Raw genomic sequence first — 16,779 nt, 5'->3', positions numbered from 1 at the left:
GGCCCCCGCCTCGATTTTTCCGGCGCGGGCTGCGGCAACAACGCCCGCGACCGAAGTGGCGGAGGCAGGTTCACAAAACACACCTTCAAATTTGGCTAACCAGCGCTGGGCTTCGAGGATTTGGGTATCGCTGTGGCTACCAAACCAGCCACCACTTTCTTCCTGCACCCGGTGCGCCTGATCCCAGGACATGGGATGCCCGATACGAATGGCCGTCGCAATGGTTTCCGGATTTTTCACAAACGCGCCGGCCATAAACGGCGCGCTGCCCTCTGCCTGAAAACCAAGCATCTTCGGTCGTTTTCCGGGTTTGCCATGACCATAGCGACACACTCCGTTGCAGAATTTGCAGGCGGTGGTCAACACTTGGGAGGCATCAGCACGACCATCGGTGGCTTCGCAGTAACCCATCCAATGGGCAGTGATATTACCCGCATTACCAACGGGCAATACGTGATAATCAGGCGCTTCGCCCAAGGCCTCGATAATTTCAAAGGCAGCGGTTTTCTGGCCCTGCAGACGGTAGGGGTTCACAGAATTGACCAGGGTAATGGGTGCATTGGCAGCCACTTCCTGCACAATCTGCATGCCTTCGTCAAAATTGCCGCGAATTTGCAAGACCAACGCGCCGTGCATCATGGCCTGAGATAACTTGCCCAAAGCAATTTTCCCTTCCGGGATCACCACAAAAGCCTGCATTCCGGCCCGCGCCGCATAGGCCGCTGCAGCCGCAGATGTGTTTCCTGTGGAAGCGCAGATGACCATCTCACTGCCATCTTCCTTGGCCTTGGTTACCGCCATGGTCATGCCCCGATCCTTGAAAGAACCGGTGGGGTTCAGCCCCTCGAATTTGAGAAACAGGCGAATATCCACTCCCAACTGACGCGGAAGATTCAGACATTCGATGAGCGGCGTATTCCCCTCACCGAGGCTGACTGCCTGGGTATCCGGGGCCAGGGGCAAAAAATCACGGTAACGATCAATAATACCGGTATAACGCGTCATGACTAATTCCTGAAGCAATAAAAAATGGATTCGGAAAGCGGATTCACTGTTCGGCCAGACTTTCGACTCGCAGCCGTAAAACGGGACGAGCCACTACCGGAAGGGCTTCAATGCGGCTAATGGCCTGCTTCAGATCGCCTTCGCGGCAACGGTGCAGCAACAGCACGATGGGAACCGTATCGGCCTCCTGAGCTTCTTTTTGCAGCAAAGCCTCAATGGAAATCTGGTGTTCTGCCAGCATGGTCGCCACCTGGGCTAAAACGCCAGCGCGATTATGGGCATGAATGCGCAAATAGTAAGCGCTCTCCACTTCAGCCATGGGCAGCAGCGGCAATGCACTCAAGGCGTCCGGTTGAAAAGCCAGATGCGGCACGCGGTTGCTGGGATCTGCCGTCATCGTCCGGGCCACATCCACCAGATCAGCCACCACCGCACTGGCCGTAGGATCACCACCCGCACCGCGCCCGTAATACAGGCTTTGTCCAGCCGCATCGCTTTCGACGAGAATGGCGTTGAAGGGGCCTTCGACATTGGCCAGCAAATGACTTTCGGGAATCAGGGTCGGATGAACGCGCAGTTCCACACCATCGGCGCGACGCCGGGAGATACCCAGGAGCTTGATGCGATAACCGAGTTCTGCTGCATACACCACATCATCCCGCTCCAGAGCACGAATCCCCTCGACATGGCAGTGTGCAAAGTCCACCGGAATGCCAAAAGCAATGGAAGCCATCAGCGTGATTTTGTGGGCTGCATCCCCCCCGTCCACATCCAGCCCGGGGTCCGCTTCGGCGTAGCCCAGGCGCTGGGCCTCGGTCAGAGCCTGCTGAAAATCCCAACCTTCACGAAACATCTGGGTCAAAATATAGTTACTGGTGCCGTTGATGATACCCGCCAGCCATTGAATGCGATTCCCTGCCAAACCTTCGCGGATGGCTTTAATAATCGGAATGGCTCCGGCTACGGCTGCTTCAAAGGCCACCATCACTCCCTGTTGCTGGGCGGCGGCAAAAATTTCGTTACCATGTTCAGCGAGCAGGGCTTTATTGGCCGTCACCACATGCTTGCCTGCGGCAATAGCTGCCAGAATCAATTCTCTGGAGAGTCCTGTACCGCCCATGACTTCCACCAGCACATCCACTTCCGGATCGCGCACCACGGCCCACGGATCGGTGCTGATTCGCGCCTGCAGGTTCAATGCTTCCAGACGCGCCGGATTCCGCACTGCAGCATGAACCACCCGTAAATCCCGACCGACCCGACGGGTGATTTCTTCGGCATTACGTGCCAACACCCGCACCGTGCCCTGACCGACAGTGCCCATTCCCAGAATACCAATACGGACAGGATCCATACTGTCGCTCATCATAAATCCTCACGGAACATTTGTTTGATTCCACGGATGGCCTGACGGGTACGATGTTCGTTTTCCACCAGACCAAAACGCACATATTCGTCACCCAGTTCACCAAAGCCAATGCCAGGACTGACCGCCACCTTGGCCCGGTCCAGCACCAGTTTGGAAAACTCCAGCGAGCCCATTTTGCGCAGATTTTCCGGAATACGCGCCCAGACAAACATGGTTGCCTTGGGCTTTTCCACCGCCCAACCTGCTGCATCCAGTCCCTCGCAAAGCACATCGCGGCGCTGTTCATACATCAGGCGAATGTCTTCCACACAGTCCTGAGGGCCTTCCAGTGCCGTAATGGCCGCCACCTGAATGGGGGTGAAGGTGCCGTAATCCAGATAACTTTTCATGCGCGCCAGGGCACCCACCAGCTTGGGATTACCTACGGCAAAGCCGACCCGCCAGCCGGGCATGTTATAGCTCTTGGACAACGTGAAAAATTCGACCCCCACATCTTTGGCCCCCGGCACCTGCAAAAAGCTGGGCGCCTGATAGCCATCAAAGACAATGTCAGCATAAGCCAGATCATGCACCACCCAGATGCGATGCTCCTTGGCAAATTCCACAATCCGCCTGAAAAAATCCAGATCAACCACCGCTGCGGTCGGATTATGTGGAAAATTAATGACCAGCATTTTCGGCTTGGGCCAGGCGGCCTTGACGGCTTTTTCCAGTTCCTCGAAAAAATCCACACCCGGCAGCATCGGCACATGACGCACGTCTGCGCCGGCAATCACAAAACCGTAGGGATGAATGGGATAAGTCGGACTCGGAACCAGCACCGTATCTCCGGGGCCCATGGTAGCCAGGGCCAGATGTGCAATACCTTCCTTGGAACCAATGGTCACAATGGCCTCTGACTCAGGATCAAGAGCCACCCCAAAACGCTGTTCGTACCAGGTCGTGATAGCGCGCCGCAGCCGGGGAATACCCCGGGATACACTGTAACGATGGGTATCCCCGCGCTGGGCGGTCTCGCAGAGCTTATCGACAATATTCTGGGGCGTGGGCTGGTCGGGATTTCCCATGCCAAAGTCGATAATATCCTCACCGCGCTTACGGGCCTGATTTTTCAGGTCAGTGACAATATTAAACACGTAAGGGGGCAAACGGCGGATACGTTCAAAATCACTGTTCATGGGACACAGGCCTTCAAGGGTTGTCGTGAATACCGAAACCGAAGAACAATAGAGAGGCTACGCTGGCCTGTCAATCCGCATCATGGAGGAAAGTCATGAAATTACACCTGCAACAGGACGCCCAATACAATCTCATCAATGGCTATGGGCAAGACGGCATCGTGGTTCGCGGCCAGTATTACAGCCATGGATTGTTGGTAGCGGCGGACTGGCTGCAGAGCCCCTGGGGACCGGAGAGTGCTGAAGGGCTCGGTCTGGAGCATTTTAACGAAGTGCTCGCCCGTAAGCCGGACGTCATGCTCCTGGGCACCGGCAAAAAACAGTATTTTCCTTTGCAACTGATGGTAGCCCTGCGCAATGCTGGCATTCCTGTGGAAGTCATGGATACCAGCGCAGCCTGTCGGACTTACAACATTTTAATGGCCGAAGACCGCATGGTGCTCGCCGCCCTGATGCATCCAGAGACCTGAATTATTTTGGGTAAGAGATCTTGAAAAGCAGACCCTGGCAGGCCGGTGGCGGGGAGGCTTTGCAGCGACTTTGGCCCGCGCCGTGGTTGTTCTTGGCGAAATCCTGCGCCCGTCAGGAGAGCTGTCTGAGCCCAAAGGGCGAGTTCTCTCCTGACAGCAGGATGAACCTTAGAACAACAGGCAAGGGACGTTGGCGCAAAAAGCCTCCCTGCCACCGGCCTGCCGGGGTCTGCCTCACCCGAACAGGGATTCTGTAGTCAGACCTTCTTCTTCAATACGGTGACGTAACACCAGCAAAGCTTCCACCTGGATCTGCCGCACCCGCTCCCGGGTGATACCCAGACGGTTACCGACATCTTCCAGAGTCGCCCCCTCCGTACCATCCAGACCAAAGCGCCAGAACAGTACCTGCCGATGTTTTTCAGACATGGCACCAATCCATTGATGAATCTGCAGGGACAAATCCTGCTCAGCAAAAGCCGCTTCAACGCCGGGATTTGCCATATCAGCAATCACATCGGCCAAGGGGCGCTCAGATTCGCGACCATGAGGCACATCGAGGCTGGTCACCTTGCCGTCATTTTCCAGACAGCTGCGAATTTCGTCCACAGGCCGATCCATGGCCGCAGCCACTTCCTCAGGCGTTGGATCGCGCTGCAGGGTCTGGCCCAGACAGCGTGCCGCACGCAAGACGCTACTCAGTTCTTTCATCACATGAATAGGCAGACGAATGGTGCGCGTCTGATTCATCAGGGCCCGTTCGATATTCTGGCGTATCCACCAGGTAGCGTAAGTCGAAAAACGGAAACCCTTTTCCGGGTCAAATTTTTCCACGGCACGAATCAGACCCAGGTTTCCCTCTTCAATCAAATCCAGAAGGGGCAGGCCACGGTGGATGTAACGTCTGGCCAATTTGACCACCAGACGCAAGTTACTCTCGATCATAGTGTCACGAGCGGCCGCATCACCTGCCTGAACGAGCCGTCCCAAAGAAATTTCCTGCTCTGCCGTCAGCAGCGGATTATGACCGATTTCCCTCAGATAACAGCGGGTAGCATCCCAGTCGGGGGCCTCGCCGTAATCCTCCTCGGTAGTTTCCGGCGTTTCATCTGCCGTATCCACGGACTCCACGGAAAGATCTTCTTGCTCTTCTCTGATCGCGTCGTTCATGCTTAACACTCTCCAGAGGCTAATGAAACCGTACCAGCAAGTAATGGAACAAAAAAACAATCGCCCAGATGACTGATCAGGGCTTCATGACCATCCCAATGGCTGACCTGCAAATGTTGCTTGCCCCGATCTTCCACCGGCATTACCAGGCGACCGCCAGCCCGTAACTGGCGATATAAGGGGGCCAAAGCACAAGGAACCGCCGCCGTAATCACAATGGCATCATACGGCCCCTGCTCCGGCCAGCCGCCACTACCATCACCATGCAACAAATGCACCTGGGAGTAACCCAGTCGGCTCAGCACTTTATCCGCATGATGATGCAGGGGACCAATGCGTTCCACCGTAAACACTTCCGCCCCCAGTTCCGCCAGAAGCGCCGTCTGATAAGCCGAACCGGTCCCGATTTCCAGAATGCGCCGGGGGATCGGGTTGTTTTCGAGAATAGCCTCCATCATCCGTGCCACCGTCCACGGCTGAGAGATGGTCTGACCATAACCAATGGGCAGGGAGACCAGTTCGTAGGCCCGTCCCGCCAAGGCCTGAGCCACAAAATGATGGCGCGGCACCTGATTCATCACATCCAGCACCCGCTCATCACGAATACCCGCCGCCCGCAGGCGTAGCACCATCCTCCCTCGGGTACGGGGAGAAATCATACCCACTTCCGGATTTAGGACTGGCAAGTGCGCAGCCACTGACTTAAGTCTTCCAGAAAATTGTATCGGGTCATATCCAGATCCAGAGGAGTAATGGAGACATACCCCCGACGTACCGCATCAAAATCCGTTCCCGGCCCGGCGTCTGCTTCCCGCCCGGAAGGGCCAATCCAGTAAACCGGATCGCCGCGCGGGTCCGCAGCAGGAATCACCATATCACTTTTGTGGCGTCGCCCCAGACGGGTGACTTCAAAGCCCCGCAATTGCGCATAGGGCAGATCGGGCACATTCACGTTAAGAATGGTGTCTGCAGGCAGCGCATGACTAAGCACGCCGGTGACCAGGGTGGCAGCGACCCTGGCTGCCGTTTCAAAGTGACTGCAATCACGACCCGCCAGAGACACGGCAATGGCTGGTAGACCCAGAAAACGTCCCTCGGTCGCCGCAGCGACGGTGCCGGAGTAAAGCACGTCATCGCCCATGTTAGCGCCCCGGTTAATACCGGAAATCACCATATCCGGGGCTTCGGCAAAAAGACCGGTCACCGCCAGATGCACGCAATCGGTTGGGGTACCACCCACCAGATAATGAAAACCATTGAGGCCGGTACGCATACGCAGTGGACGATCAAGGGTGAGAGAATTGCTGGCGCCGCTACGATCCTGCTCCGGCGCCAGAACCTCGACCTCGCCGAGAGGAGTGATCGCTTGGGCCAGTGCTGCCAGTCCCGGTGCCAGATACCCGTCATCGTTACTGAGCAAGAAACGTGGCATTTGATCTCCCTGACGGTCTTTATCTAGGCTGATATACTAAGCCACGAAGACATTGCCGGTCTATCCCAATTCTTCATCGGGACAAGACCGCAACCCGACTTAGTGCGCCTGACGCCCTTGCAGGGGTGCCAGTGATGCTGGAGCGGTCGTTTCCGGAATCTGTTCCAGTTGATGCTGCAATAACATAACCCGCATCTGGGCGTTATCCATTTCCTGCTTCAGACCATTTACCCGTTGCAAATAACGGGCATAATTTCTTTCATTTCCGGTGCGAATAGCTTTACCCTGTTGATAATTATGGGTTGCCTGCAGCAATTGCAGACGCGCCGCAGCCAATTCGGCTTCCAGACGTTTACGGGCAGGATTACTCGCATTCACTTCCGGCTTGTCTACTTTGGGCTGAATATTCGGCGCCCCTTCTGGAGGACTCTGAACTTCTGCAGGCGTACTCACCGATTGCTGAGGCGCACCGGCAATTTGCTCAACCCCCTTGGCACCTGCGGGCGGATTTTCTCCATAACTCACCACACCGTTACTACCCACCCAGCGGTAAATAGTTTCGGCATTAGCCAGCACGCTGAAAGTCCCGGCCAGCAGCAGAGTCATCATCACACTGCGGCGCACAAAAGTGCCTGCTCCACCACAAATACTTGCATTTTTCATCAACCAATCTCCCCATCATCCAGCGCAACTTATATGGTCGCCCCGCTCACGATTGTCAAGGCGCAGCAATAAAAAGGCCCCGCATGCTGCGAGGCCTTTATTTCTGCAAAACAGCGGGCCAGACCGCCCGCTATAGGCTCAGAGGCTGTAGTACATCTGGAATTCCACCGGATGGGTGGTGACGCGCAGAGCCTGCACTTCCGCCCATTTCACATCCAGATAACCTTCCAGCCAGCTCTGACTGAAAACGCCGCCCTTCATCAGGAACTCATGGTCCGCCTCCAAAGCGCGCAAGGCTTCTTCCAGAGAAGCGGCCACGCCCGGAATGTTGGACTGCTCTTCGGCGGGCAGATCATAGAGGTTCTTGTCCATGGCATCGCCGGGATGAATTTTATTCTGAATACCATCCAGACCAGCCATCATCATCGCCGCGAAAGCCAGGTAGGGGTTGGCCGTGGAATCCGGGAACCGAACCTCAATACGCCGCGCCTTGGGGCTGTTGACAAAGGGAATACGAATGGAAGCAGAGCGGTTTTTTGCCGAATAAGCCAGCAACACCGGCGCTTCATAGTGGGGGACCAAACGCTTGTAGCTGTTGGTACTGGGATTGGTCAGCGCGTTGATAGCCTTGGCGTGCTTGATGATACCGCCGATGTAATAAATGGCCAGTTCCGACAAACCACCGTACAAATCACCCGAGAACAGGTTTTTGCCGTCCTTGGCGAGCGACTGATGGACGTGCATGCCACTACCGTTGTCACCGACAATGGGCTTGGGCATGAAGGTGGCCGTCTGACCGTAAGCGGCGGCGACATTGTGAATCACGTATTTCAGAATCTGTACTTCGTCGGCTTTGCGAGTCAGGGTGCTGAAGCCCACGCCAATTTCATGCTGACCGGCGGTAGCCACTTCGTGGTGATGGACTTCCACCTTCAGACCCATTTCTTCCAGCGCCAGACACATGGCTGAACGCAGGTCCTGAGCAGAATCTACCGGTGGGACGGGGAAATATCCACCCTTCACACCAGGACGATGGCCCATGTTGCCGGATTCATATTCCTTACCGGAATTCCAGGCAGCTTCTTCAGCATCGACCTTGTAGCCGCAGCCGCTCATGTCGATGTTCCAGGTCACCGAATCAAAGACAAAAAATTCATTTTCGGGGCCAAAATAAGCGGTATCGGCAATGCCGGTACTTTTCAGATAGGCTTCAGCACGTTTGGCAACCGAACGCGGATCGCGCTCATAACCCTGACCGGTAACCGGTTCGATGACATCACAACGAATATTCAGGGTCGCTTCGTCAGTGAAGGGGTCAAGCACGGCGGAATCAGGATCAGGCAGCAAAATCATGTCGGATTCGTTGATCCCTTTCCAACCGGCAATGGAAGAACCATCAAAGGCCTTGCCTTCTACAAAAGTGTCTTCTTCCATGGTGTGGGAAGGCACAGAAACATGCTGCTCCTTGCCTTTGGTGTCGGTGAAACGGAAATCAATAAACTTGACGTCTTTTTCTTTAATCAACTTCAGCACATCTTTCGGGCTGTGACCCATCTGCTTCTCCTCCAATCAAGAAATACGTACGACCTGAATACCATTAAGCATGCAAAACTGATACCACATTCAAATGAAGCACCCACAGAATCCTAGTGGATTATTGCACCAAATTAGCACCCCATAACAGTGCAATCAAACGCTCTGCACCAACATTGTGCACAATTTCTCATTCCTTTTCCGTGGCGGAGGTCTGCCAGGCGACATCCACCCGCTGCAAGCCGGAAACCTTTCCCCGCAAGGCCTCCTGAATCTGTCTTTCCTGCGCTTGCAAACTCTCCAGACTCGCTGCAGGCGGAAAAGGGTAACGCAAGCAAATCACCACACCATCTTTCAGATAATGCAAAGTCATTTGTTGAGGTAGAGGCAAATTACGGGCCAGCAATCCGGATTCTACCTTTTCATCAATTTCACTGCGCGGCGGCAGCATAGCACCACCTTCCTCATCATTTTCACTATCAATGTGAATGGTGGCATCTACCAGATCATCCACCGCCTGCAGCAGGGACATACGCACCCGCTCGGCAATCTGATGTCCCTCGGAGACACTGAGTAGCGGGTTAGTGACTTGCAGATGCACCTCAGCCAGAGCCTGATGCCCTAACTTGCGCGTCTTGAGCAGGTGCAGGTCGCGCACACCTTCGCAGCCCAGAATCACCTCGCGAATTTGCGCTAACACCACATCGTCCAGCCCCCGGTCCGCCAGTTCCTGCAGTGCCTCCCAGGCGGTCACCAGGCCAATACGCAGCACCATCAAGGCCACAATCAGGGCCACCACCGAATCCAGATAAGGCGCGCCCAAAAGGCTCCCGCCAATACCAATCAACACAATAACGCTGGAAATCGCATCCGTACGATGATCCCAGGCATTGGCCCGTAATGCTGCCGAGCGGGTTTTACGCGCCACCCGAATGGTAATCTGATAGAGGGTTTCCTTGGCGAAAATGGCAAAGGCGGCAATATACAAAGTCCAGACCGCAGGCATCCCGTAATGTCCAATCACCAGACGTTGCACAGCTTCATAGCCAATACCCGTACCATTCAGCGCCAGTAGCGTACCTGTGCCCAACGCCGCCAGCGTCTCGAAACGCTCATGCCCGTATGGATGTTCCTGATCCGGCGGCTGGCTGCTGAAATGCATGGCCAGAATCAGGCCCAAATCCGAAAGCAGATCAGATAAAGAATGCACCGCATCGGCCACCAAAGCATCGGAGTGACCGAAAATACCCCCCGCCAACTTGGTAAAAAACAGCACCAAATTAGTCCCCGCTCCCATCAGGGTCACGCGCATATTCTTTTTACCGCGATCACTACGACTGATGGTTTCTGTCACGCTTCCTGACCTCTGATGTTGTTGGGACACTTCTGGCGGGTTCCGTAGCAACATGATAGCGGGAAATGGGTGTGCAGGATAAGTGGGGAATACTGGTTGGTTGTGGCCGGAGGCGATTACAGCCAAGCTCAACGACATTTATTCAGCCGAAGTGTCTAGTGTCTGGCGTAGAAAAGCCCTTGTTCATTGGTTAACTTGCTTCTAATGGCTCGGGTTGATGAAGAGCTTTGCGGGTACTTGGCTTTTGACGCCGTTTATCTACAGCCCCGTAGAACGGTGAATCAACGAAAAATACCAGCGATAGGGCAGGCAACGTAGAAACTTGAGCTTACGGGTGAAGGCGCGGGGGAAGTGAATTTCAAACGCATTATTTTCCATACCTGCCAGAATTTCCGTGGCTGCCTGTTCGGGGCTGATTAAATTGGGCATGGGAAAATCGTTGTGCGCGGTCAGGGGCGTCGCAACAAAGCCGGGATGAATGACCTGAACCTTGATCCCCTTGGGTTCCAGATCCAGATGCAGGACTTCGGCGAAATGGGTCAGTGCCGCTTTGCTGGGTCCGTAATATAAAGACTGCGGCAAACCGCGCAGACCGGCAACGCTGGAGGTCAGGACGATCTGCCCCTGTCCGGCCGCAAGCCAATCGGCAAGGACCGTATGTATAGCATCTACCGCGCCCAGATAATTGGTGCTGATGGCCTGACGAGCCTGATCCGGGTTGAGTTCCCAGCTCCGTGCAGCCTGATAGGTGCCGGCAAGAAACAGCAGAACATCCAGACCGCCCCATTGTTCGCATATATCTGTATAGGCTTTGTGTAGATCATCCGGAGTCGTCACATCGGCGGGGCAAACCAGGGTGTTATCGTTACCCAGCTTGTCGGCCAGGTCCACAAGCGGGGCTGGCTTGCGTGCCGTCAGCGCAAGCCGGGCACCTTGGGCATTCAGTGCTTCGGCACAGGCAGCACCGATTCCGGTACTGGCCCCGATCAACCAGCAACGTTTACCCTGCCAGTAGGACTTATCGCTCATACGGGCACCGCATCACCCACGCACGGTAACTGCAGCATGGCTTTACGATTTTCTGGCGTATCCGCCAAGCGATGGATTTCAATGCTCACGTCACCCACAAAAAAGCCTAAAAAGCGCATTTTACTCCGGTTAACAACATGATCTTTATCAATCAAATACATCCAGTCGTCCACCCGCAAATTGAAAAACCGTTTACCCACCGGTTGTCTTACCGTATACCGCCAGCGCATGGCAAAGCCTTCAGCTTCTCCCTGGGCAAGCCCCACAATATCCCCTGCGGAACCTTGTGCCGTGGCGGTAAATTTATGAGCGCCGGTCACCTGTAATTGCCATAAACGCTCAGCGTGAGTGGCTTTACCGTCATTATCCAGAAACAGAAATTTTTCGCTCAGGGAACCAACCGAATCTGTCTGCCACGTCCCCAACAAATACATGATAAAACGATTGACCACTTTACCTGATCGGTCCTGAAAAATTCCCGTAGCCACCGCAGGACCATTGAAAAATTGATTGATATGAAATACCGGAAGCGATGATTCGTACTGTTTCATAGTGCGCCTGCCAATCGAATGTGTGAACACTGTTCAGGGGTATTTATACAGCAAAAAAGAGGGATGCATAGCATCCCTCAAGGCCACCAGAATCTACAACTGGAGAAAACTCATAAAAGCCTGAGAATCAGGCAGAGGCCGCCAGCAATTGATACAAATCAGCTACCGCCCGGGCACCGGCAGATTGACCCTGTGCCATTGAATCATCAATAGTCTCGGGACCTGTGGCTGCACCACATACATAAATGCCCCTGCGGGTTGTTCCTTGAGTGTTGGTATATTGCTCGGCGCGATCAATAAAACCGTGTTTTTCAAGACCGATACCGAATACCTTGGCAATTTCAGGATTCAGCGCATTGGGATCCATACCAATAGCATGTACCACCATGTCCATGGGAATAACAATAGGACGTTTAACCAGAGTATCTTCACCTTTGACCAGTAAGCGTCCATCCGGAGATTTGGTTACTTCGGCAATACGTGCCTTGACGAACTTGGTTTTGAATTCTTCCTGACTTTTCCAATAGAACTTATCTTCGTAAAGACCAAATGTACGAATGTCCATGTAATAAATGAAAACATCTGTAGTTGGTGACATTTCCTTGATTTCCATGGCCAGATTTGTCGATACCGTGCAGCAGATCTTGGAACACCACTCTCTACCGATTTGGCGGTCGCGAGAACCTACGCACAATAATATCGCGACCCGCTCCGGAACTCTTCCATCCGAAGGACAACGAATTTGTCCAGTTGCGACCATCTGTTCCATCTGGGTTGTGGTCAGCACATCCTCATAGGTACCAAATCCCCATTCAGGTTTATTGATAGAATCGAAATGCGTAAAGCCGGTAGCCAGAACCACAGAACCTGCATCTATTTTCTCACCGGAACTCAATGTTGCCGTAAAATTGCCCGCTTCACCTTCAAACTGAGTAACTTTTGTAGAGGTATGGATCGCCACATCTTTGTTACCAGTGACTCGACTCACCATACGACCGATGGCATCTTTGGCCCATTCACCAGAAGGTACCAGACGCGCATAACCGGAAATAATCGGTGCGCCGCCTAATACATCCTCTTTCTCAACGATGACGGCTTTTTTTCCCATGGAGGCAATGGTCGCTGCTGCTGAAAGACCTGCGGGACCCGCTCCTACTACCAGCACTGAATCTGTGTTTGCCATGACACGCTCCTGGAATTCAATCGACGATTGAAATTTAGACCACGCCCAGAGCTTTGTCAATCATTTGTAGTAAACAAATGTTAGTCATCGCAAACCAGATTCAAGCCCATTCGCGAATAGCTTTCAACATATCCTGCAAGCGTACAAAACAGGATTCATCATTTGCGGCCCCCAACTCTTGGCAACCGCTACCTCCCAACCACAAGTTGACTCCTGCAGGCATGCGCTGTTGCAGATCATGCAATAGCTGGCGATTCTGCGCATTGACTGAAGCTGCCGATACCGCCAGATGAATCACCTGCGCATGACAGGATTCTGCTGCCGCAATCAAATCGTCCACTTGCGGCTCAGAACCGATGAACAAAACATCTACACCCTCACCCATCAGCAGGGCGCGGGTCATCTGCAATTCCAGCGTGCGTCCCTCTCCAGGAAAACTCGCCAACAAAACCCGCAGGCGCGTTTCACCGCCCGGCAACTGGCTGGTCGCCACATAAAGACATTCCATCAGCAGCTCCTGAAGGCAGCCCTCCCGATAAGGCTTTATTTCGCCCATTATTCGGGCGCGAGCGACGCGCTGCAGCAATGGCGCTGCCACCTGCAACACGAAACGGGGGAGCCCTTCCTGTTGCAACTGACGACGCATGTAAGTACGCAACTGTTCGGGGCGATCGGAGGCCAGTATCTGGAGGGCTTCTGCCAGCACTGCGGGATCTTCACGAGGTGCAGAGTGCTGCGCAGGAATTTCAGCCACCAGGTTGTCGATTTTCTGCGCATCGGCACCCACCACGGCACCCGGCCGATACCCTGCGGCCAGTAATTGATTAATCCGGTGCAACCGATCAATCTGCGCACGACTATACAGACGGTTACCTGCCGCATCCCGACCCGGCACCGGAAATGCGTATCGTCTTTCCCACATGCGCAGCAACTCTTTTGAAATACCGGTTTCCTGCTCAACCACACTGATTGGAAATTGCGGTTCTTCTGTTTCATCCATACTGATATCCACCACTGTTCCCTTTTTGTATATGACGCCTTATTAACATATGGACCCTGAATAGCAATCTATTTTATCATTGCCGCTCGGGCTCCTGTACACATTTGCCGGATGTATCGTCCCATAAATGATCAGGAAAGCCCATGACTTGAGAGAATTCTGGCGGTCGCACTACTGCAGGACAGTATCATGGCATAAATTCTGTTCTGCCGGTTATTGTCTTTTTGTCCAAGGAACGTGAATGTTAGCTAACACTTTTGTTGCAGATGCCATCCTGAACAACCCCGACCAAATCAATAAGCAGATGGCTGACCGGCAGAGTTTTGGCATCATTGCTCTGGACAGTCACGCTCAGGTAAAAATTTTTAACGCAGCAGAAGCGCGGCTTAGCGGTTTGAGTGCGGACGAAGTACTAGGCCGCAATTTTTTCACGGAAGTTGCGCCCTGCACGGCCAGCCGACTGTTTCGTGGAAGATTTCGTCAGGGTATCCAGGATGGTACTCTGGACGCGCATTTTTACTATACGTTCACCTATCGTATCCGCCCTATTTCTGCCCATGTGCACATGTTTTTTGACCCGCGCAAAAGTCCACTTTTTTTTATTTTTATTGATCGTATTATTCAGTTGTATGAGGATCTGGGCTGATGCAGGAAGATTTTCAGGATCAACCGCGCTTGCTGTTAAGGCCAATGGATGCGGGCGGGCGGTCCTAAACATGTCAGCTCGTCATGATTTTTTGCAGCTTCTGGCGGAAGGTCTGCATCGGGGTTTTGCGCTGGATTGGCAGCAACACGGTAATAGTCATGCCTGGCCGGGACAGTCGCTCTGGGCCAGAGCCGCCCGCATCAAAACCCGCTGGCGTCGTGCCAAAATCATCCCTGGAAGCAGAATTGCCGTCAGCCTACCCAACAGTCCCGCTTATTTGGCCTATATGCTGGCCTGCTGGATGGGAGACTGGATATTCTGTCCACTTCCCACCCTGCATCCTCGGGAAACCCAACGCCGCCTGCAGCTGCTCCAGCCCGCGCTGTGGATACATTATCCGGCAGATCGTATTCAGGAAGAAATGCAGGAAGGTGGCATCCATGACGATCAGGATGCGGCCCTGATTTTGTGGAGCTCAGGCAGTATGGGGGTCGGAAATGCTTACCGACTCAGCTTTGCGGCGTTAAATTGGCAAGTGACGACCCATATACCAGCGCTGCAACTCAGCGCCGATAGTCTGCTCTGGAACACGCTACCCTGGGCCCATGCCTTTGCGGGTGTACTGGAATTACTGCCCGCCTGCATGGCAAGTAGCGTTATTCAGGTAGAAGCACAGCGCGCCCGCTATCCACCCCAGGACTGCACCCATCTCTTGACGGTTCCGCGCATAGCTCGCCTGCTGACCCCAAAACTCCTGCATAGCTTACAGGGTGGCATCATTGGCGGCGCACCCATTGGCAAATCCCTTGCCGATCAACTCCAGGGCACTGCGCTGCGGGTGGGTTATGGACAAAGCGAAGCCGGACCGGGAATAACGCTAGGACATCCCGGAGAGTTTCAGCCATTTATCTTGGGATATTCCCTGGTGGAATATGCATTGCTTGGCGAATCCCTCCATTATCATTCTCCCGGACAAGCCGATGCCCGCCTGTCTGCGTCGGGTTGGCAAAGCATTCAGAATGATCAGGGCTGGATCAACAGTGGCGATGAAGTCAGCCAGGATTCCGGCGGCTGTTTGTTTTGGCGCGGTCGTGAAGATGGAGGATTCAGTTTGGCAAATGGCCACAGCATCCGTCCTGAAGCGGAGGAAGCCCGGTTGGCGGACCAGTATCCAGAGGCCGAAAGCATTATCCTCGGCGCACCAGGAGCACGACATCTGACAGCCGTTGCAAAAATACCCGGCACGCGGGCCTCGACATTACGCAAACAGTGGCAAGAGCCCTATCCGCTATCCATTCCAGCGGTACAGTTCTGGGCTGATGCGCCGGTGCCTCATGGTAAGCCCAGTCGGCGCTGGCTGTATTCACACTGGCCGGACTAACGCCTCATCGCTTTCATAGGGCTATCCCCTTATAATTTTTCACTACAGCCAAAATAATGAGCATCCCGATTTATGCACTCCAGCTCCAAATCCGTCAGCCCCAGTGAAATTTGGGGCCATGCGGTCGCCAACATTACCCCCTCGGCAATGCCCGCCGTTACCATTTCCCTGGTGGCGGTGCACAGTGGCAATTTTACCTGGCTGGCCTACAGCGTCATCGGCATCCTGATGATGCTGGTCGCCCTGCAAATTGGCATTTTGGCCCGGCATTTTCCTTCGCCCGGCTCCTTGTTTTTTTATCTGAGCAAAGCCTTGCATCCCATTGCCGGGATGCTGGCGGGCTTTGTCATGATTGCCGGATATTTTGGTGCCCTGGCAGCCGCGCCCCTGTTAGGGGGGCTGTTTCTGGAGCAGGCCCTGGCCTTTTTCTGGCCCATTCACGGCATTGGCTGGATTGCGCTTATTGCTTGTGTGTACCTGCTGATTGCCTGGCGACTGGCGCGGCGCGGCATTGAAATTTCCGCCCGCTGGGGACTTTGGGTGGAGATTTTTTCCATCGCCTGCATTGTGTTGATTGCCGCATTTACGCTGGGACATTTTGGCTGGCAGGATCCGGCTCAATGGCATTTTACGCAACTGCAGCAAAGCCCGTTTACCCAGGCTTTAATATTATCCCTGTTGGCTTACGGCGGTTTTGAAACTGCCGGGAACCTTGCCGGGGAAACCCAGGCTGCGCGCACGGCAATTCCCAAGGTCATGCTCTTTTCCGTGGGCATGGTCGGCTTGTTTTTTGTGGCCATGGCCTACATTGAAAT

At 54.1% G+C, this 16,779-nt stretch carries 17 protein-coding genes; 4 read left to right on the top strand and 13 right to left on the bottom strand.

The genetic code is table 11. The annotated features are described in order from the left end of the window. From thrC to alaC, 3 genes are all read right to left on the bottom strand, one after another. The coding region (gene thrC, locus HJG40_RS11090; protein ID WP_215864249.1) for a threonine synthase at positions 1-1,005 on the bottom strand (1,005 nt) is incomplete at its 3' end. A gap of 43 nt (positions 1,006-1,048) precedes the next feature. After that, the gene (locus tag HJG40_RS11085) at positions 1,049-2,359 is read right to left on the bottom strand and encodes a homoserine dehydrogenase (protein ID WP_226857399.1); all 1,311 of its coding nucleotides are present in this window, start codon (positions 2,357-2,359) and stop codon (positions 1,049-1,051) included. Positions 2,360-2,370: 11 nt separating this feature from the next. Then, positions 2,371-3,552, bottom strand: a complete 1,182-nt coding sequence (alaC, locus tag HJG40_RS11080) for an alanine transaminase (RefSeq protein WP_215864248.1) — start codon at positions 3,550-3,552, stop codon at positions 2,371-2,373. Positions 3,553-3,647: 95 nt separating this feature from the next. Between alaC and HJG40_RS11075 the strand changes: the two genes are divergently transcribed. Next, positions 3,648-4,022 (top strand): Mth938-like domain-containing protein, encoded by a 375-nt coding sequence (locus HJG40_RS11075; protein ID WP_215864247.1) that lies wholly within the window; start codon positions 3,648-3,650, stop codon positions 4,020-4,022. 234 nt (positions 4,023-4,256) lie between these two features. On the opposite strand, the gene rpoS is transcribed toward HJG40_RS11075, so the two are convergent. The 10 genes from rpoS to HJG40_RS11025 all read right to left on the bottom strand — a co-directional run bounded on the left by rpoS (position 4,257) and on the right by HJG40_RS11025 (position 13,937). Next, positions 4,257-5,192 (bottom strand): RNA polymerase sigma factor RpoS, encoded by a 936-nt coding sequence (gene rpoS, locus HJG40_RS11070; protein ID WP_215864246.1) that lies wholly within the window; start codon positions 5,190-5,192, stop codon positions 4,257-4,259. Positions 5,193-5,194: 2 nt separating this feature from the next. After that, positions 5,195-5,851, bottom strand: a complete 657-nt coding sequence (locus HJG40_RS11065; protein ID WP_215864245.1) for a protein-L-isoaspartate(D-aspartate) O-methyltransferase — start codon at positions 5,849-5,851, stop codon at positions 5,195-5,197. Between the two features lie 14 nt (positions 5,852-5,865). Continuing rightward, positions 5,866-6,624 (bottom strand): 5'/3'-nucleotidase SurE, encoded by a 759-nt coding sequence (surE, locus tag HJG40_RS11060; RefSeq protein ID WP_215864244.1) that lies wholly within the window; start codon positions 6,622-6,624, stop codon positions 5,866-5,868. A 99-nt stretch (positions 6,625-6,723) separates the two neighbouring features. After that, positions 6,724-7,287 carry a DUF4124 domain-containing protein gene (locus HJG40_RS11055; RefSeq protein WP_215864243.1) on the bottom strand — a complete coding sequence of 188 codons (564 nt, stop codon included), beginning with the start codon at positions 7,285-7,287 and terminating at the stop codon, positions 6,724-6,726. Positions 7,288-7,425: 138 nt separating this feature from the next. Next, positions 7,426-8,841: a glutamate--ammonia ligase gene (gene glnA, locus HJG40_RS11050; RefSeq protein WP_215864242.1), complete on the bottom strand. Its 1,416-nt coding sequence runs from the start codon at positions 8,839-8,841 to the stop codon at positions 7,426-7,428. Positions 8,842-9,010: 169 nt separating this feature from the next. Further along, entirely contained in the window at positions 9,011-10,174 is a 1,164-nt protein-coding gene (locus tag HJG40_RS11045; RefSeq protein WP_215864241.1) for a cation diffusion facilitator family transporter, read from the bottom strand. 258 nt (positions 10,175-10,432) lie between these two features. After that, the gene (locus tag HJG40_RS11040; protein ID WP_215864240.1) at positions 10,433-11,203 is read right to left on the bottom strand and encodes an SDR family NAD(P)-dependent oxidoreductase; all 771 of its coding nucleotides are present in this window, start codon (positions 11,201-11,203) and stop codon (positions 10,433-10,435) included. Then, entirely contained in the window at positions 11,200-11,784 is a 585-nt protein-coding gene (locus HJG40_RS11035) for a DUF3833 family protein (RefSeq protein ID WP_368356104.1), read from the bottom strand. The genes HJG40_RS11040 and HJG40_RS11035 overlap by 4 nt, the downstream gene beginning before the upstream one ends. 97 nt (positions 11,785-11,881) lie before the next feature. Further along, positions 11,882-12,937, bottom strand: coding sequence for a CoB--CoM heterodisulfide reductase iron-sulfur subunit A family protein (locus tag HJG40_RS11030; RefSeq protein ID WP_215864238.1), 1,056 nt, complete (start codon positions 12,935-12,937; stop codon positions 11,882-11,884). Between the two features lie 100 nt (positions 12,938-13,037). Further along, positions 13,038-13,937, bottom strand: coding sequence for a MerR family transcriptional regulator (locus HJG40_RS11025; RefSeq protein ID WP_226857398.1), 900 nt, complete (start codon positions 13,935-13,937; stop codon positions 13,038-13,040). A gap of 241 nt (positions 13,938-14,178) precedes the next feature. Here HJG40_RS11025 and HJG40_RS11020 point away from each other — a divergent pair, with 241 nt between their 5' ends. From HJG40_RS11020 to HJG40_RS11010, 3 genes are all read left to right on the top strand, one after another. After that, entirely contained in the window at positions 14,179-14,583 is a 405-nt protein-coding gene (locus HJG40_RS11020) for a PAS domain-containing protein (protein ID WP_215864236.1), read from the top strand. A gap of 70 nt (positions 14,584-14,653) precedes the next feature. Next, positions 14,654-15,964, top strand: a complete 1,311-nt coding sequence (locus HJG40_RS11015) for an AMP-binding protein (protein WP_215864235.1) — start codon at positions 14,654-14,656, stop codon at positions 15,962-15,964. A 72-nt stretch (positions 15,965-16,036) separates the two neighbouring features. Then, positions 16,037-16,779, top strand: a 743-nt coding sequence (locus tag HJG40_RS11010) for an APC family permease (protein ID WP_215864234.1), incomplete at its 3' end; no start/stop codon positions are given.

Source organism: Acidithiobacillus concretivorus (assembly GCF_018853445.1).
Lineage (GTDB): Bacteria > Pseudomonadota > Gammaproteobacteria > Acidithiobacillales > Acidithiobacillaceae > Acidithiobacillus > Acidithiobacillus concretivorus.
This window is presented reverse-complemented; position numbering and strand designations above follow the sequence as displayed.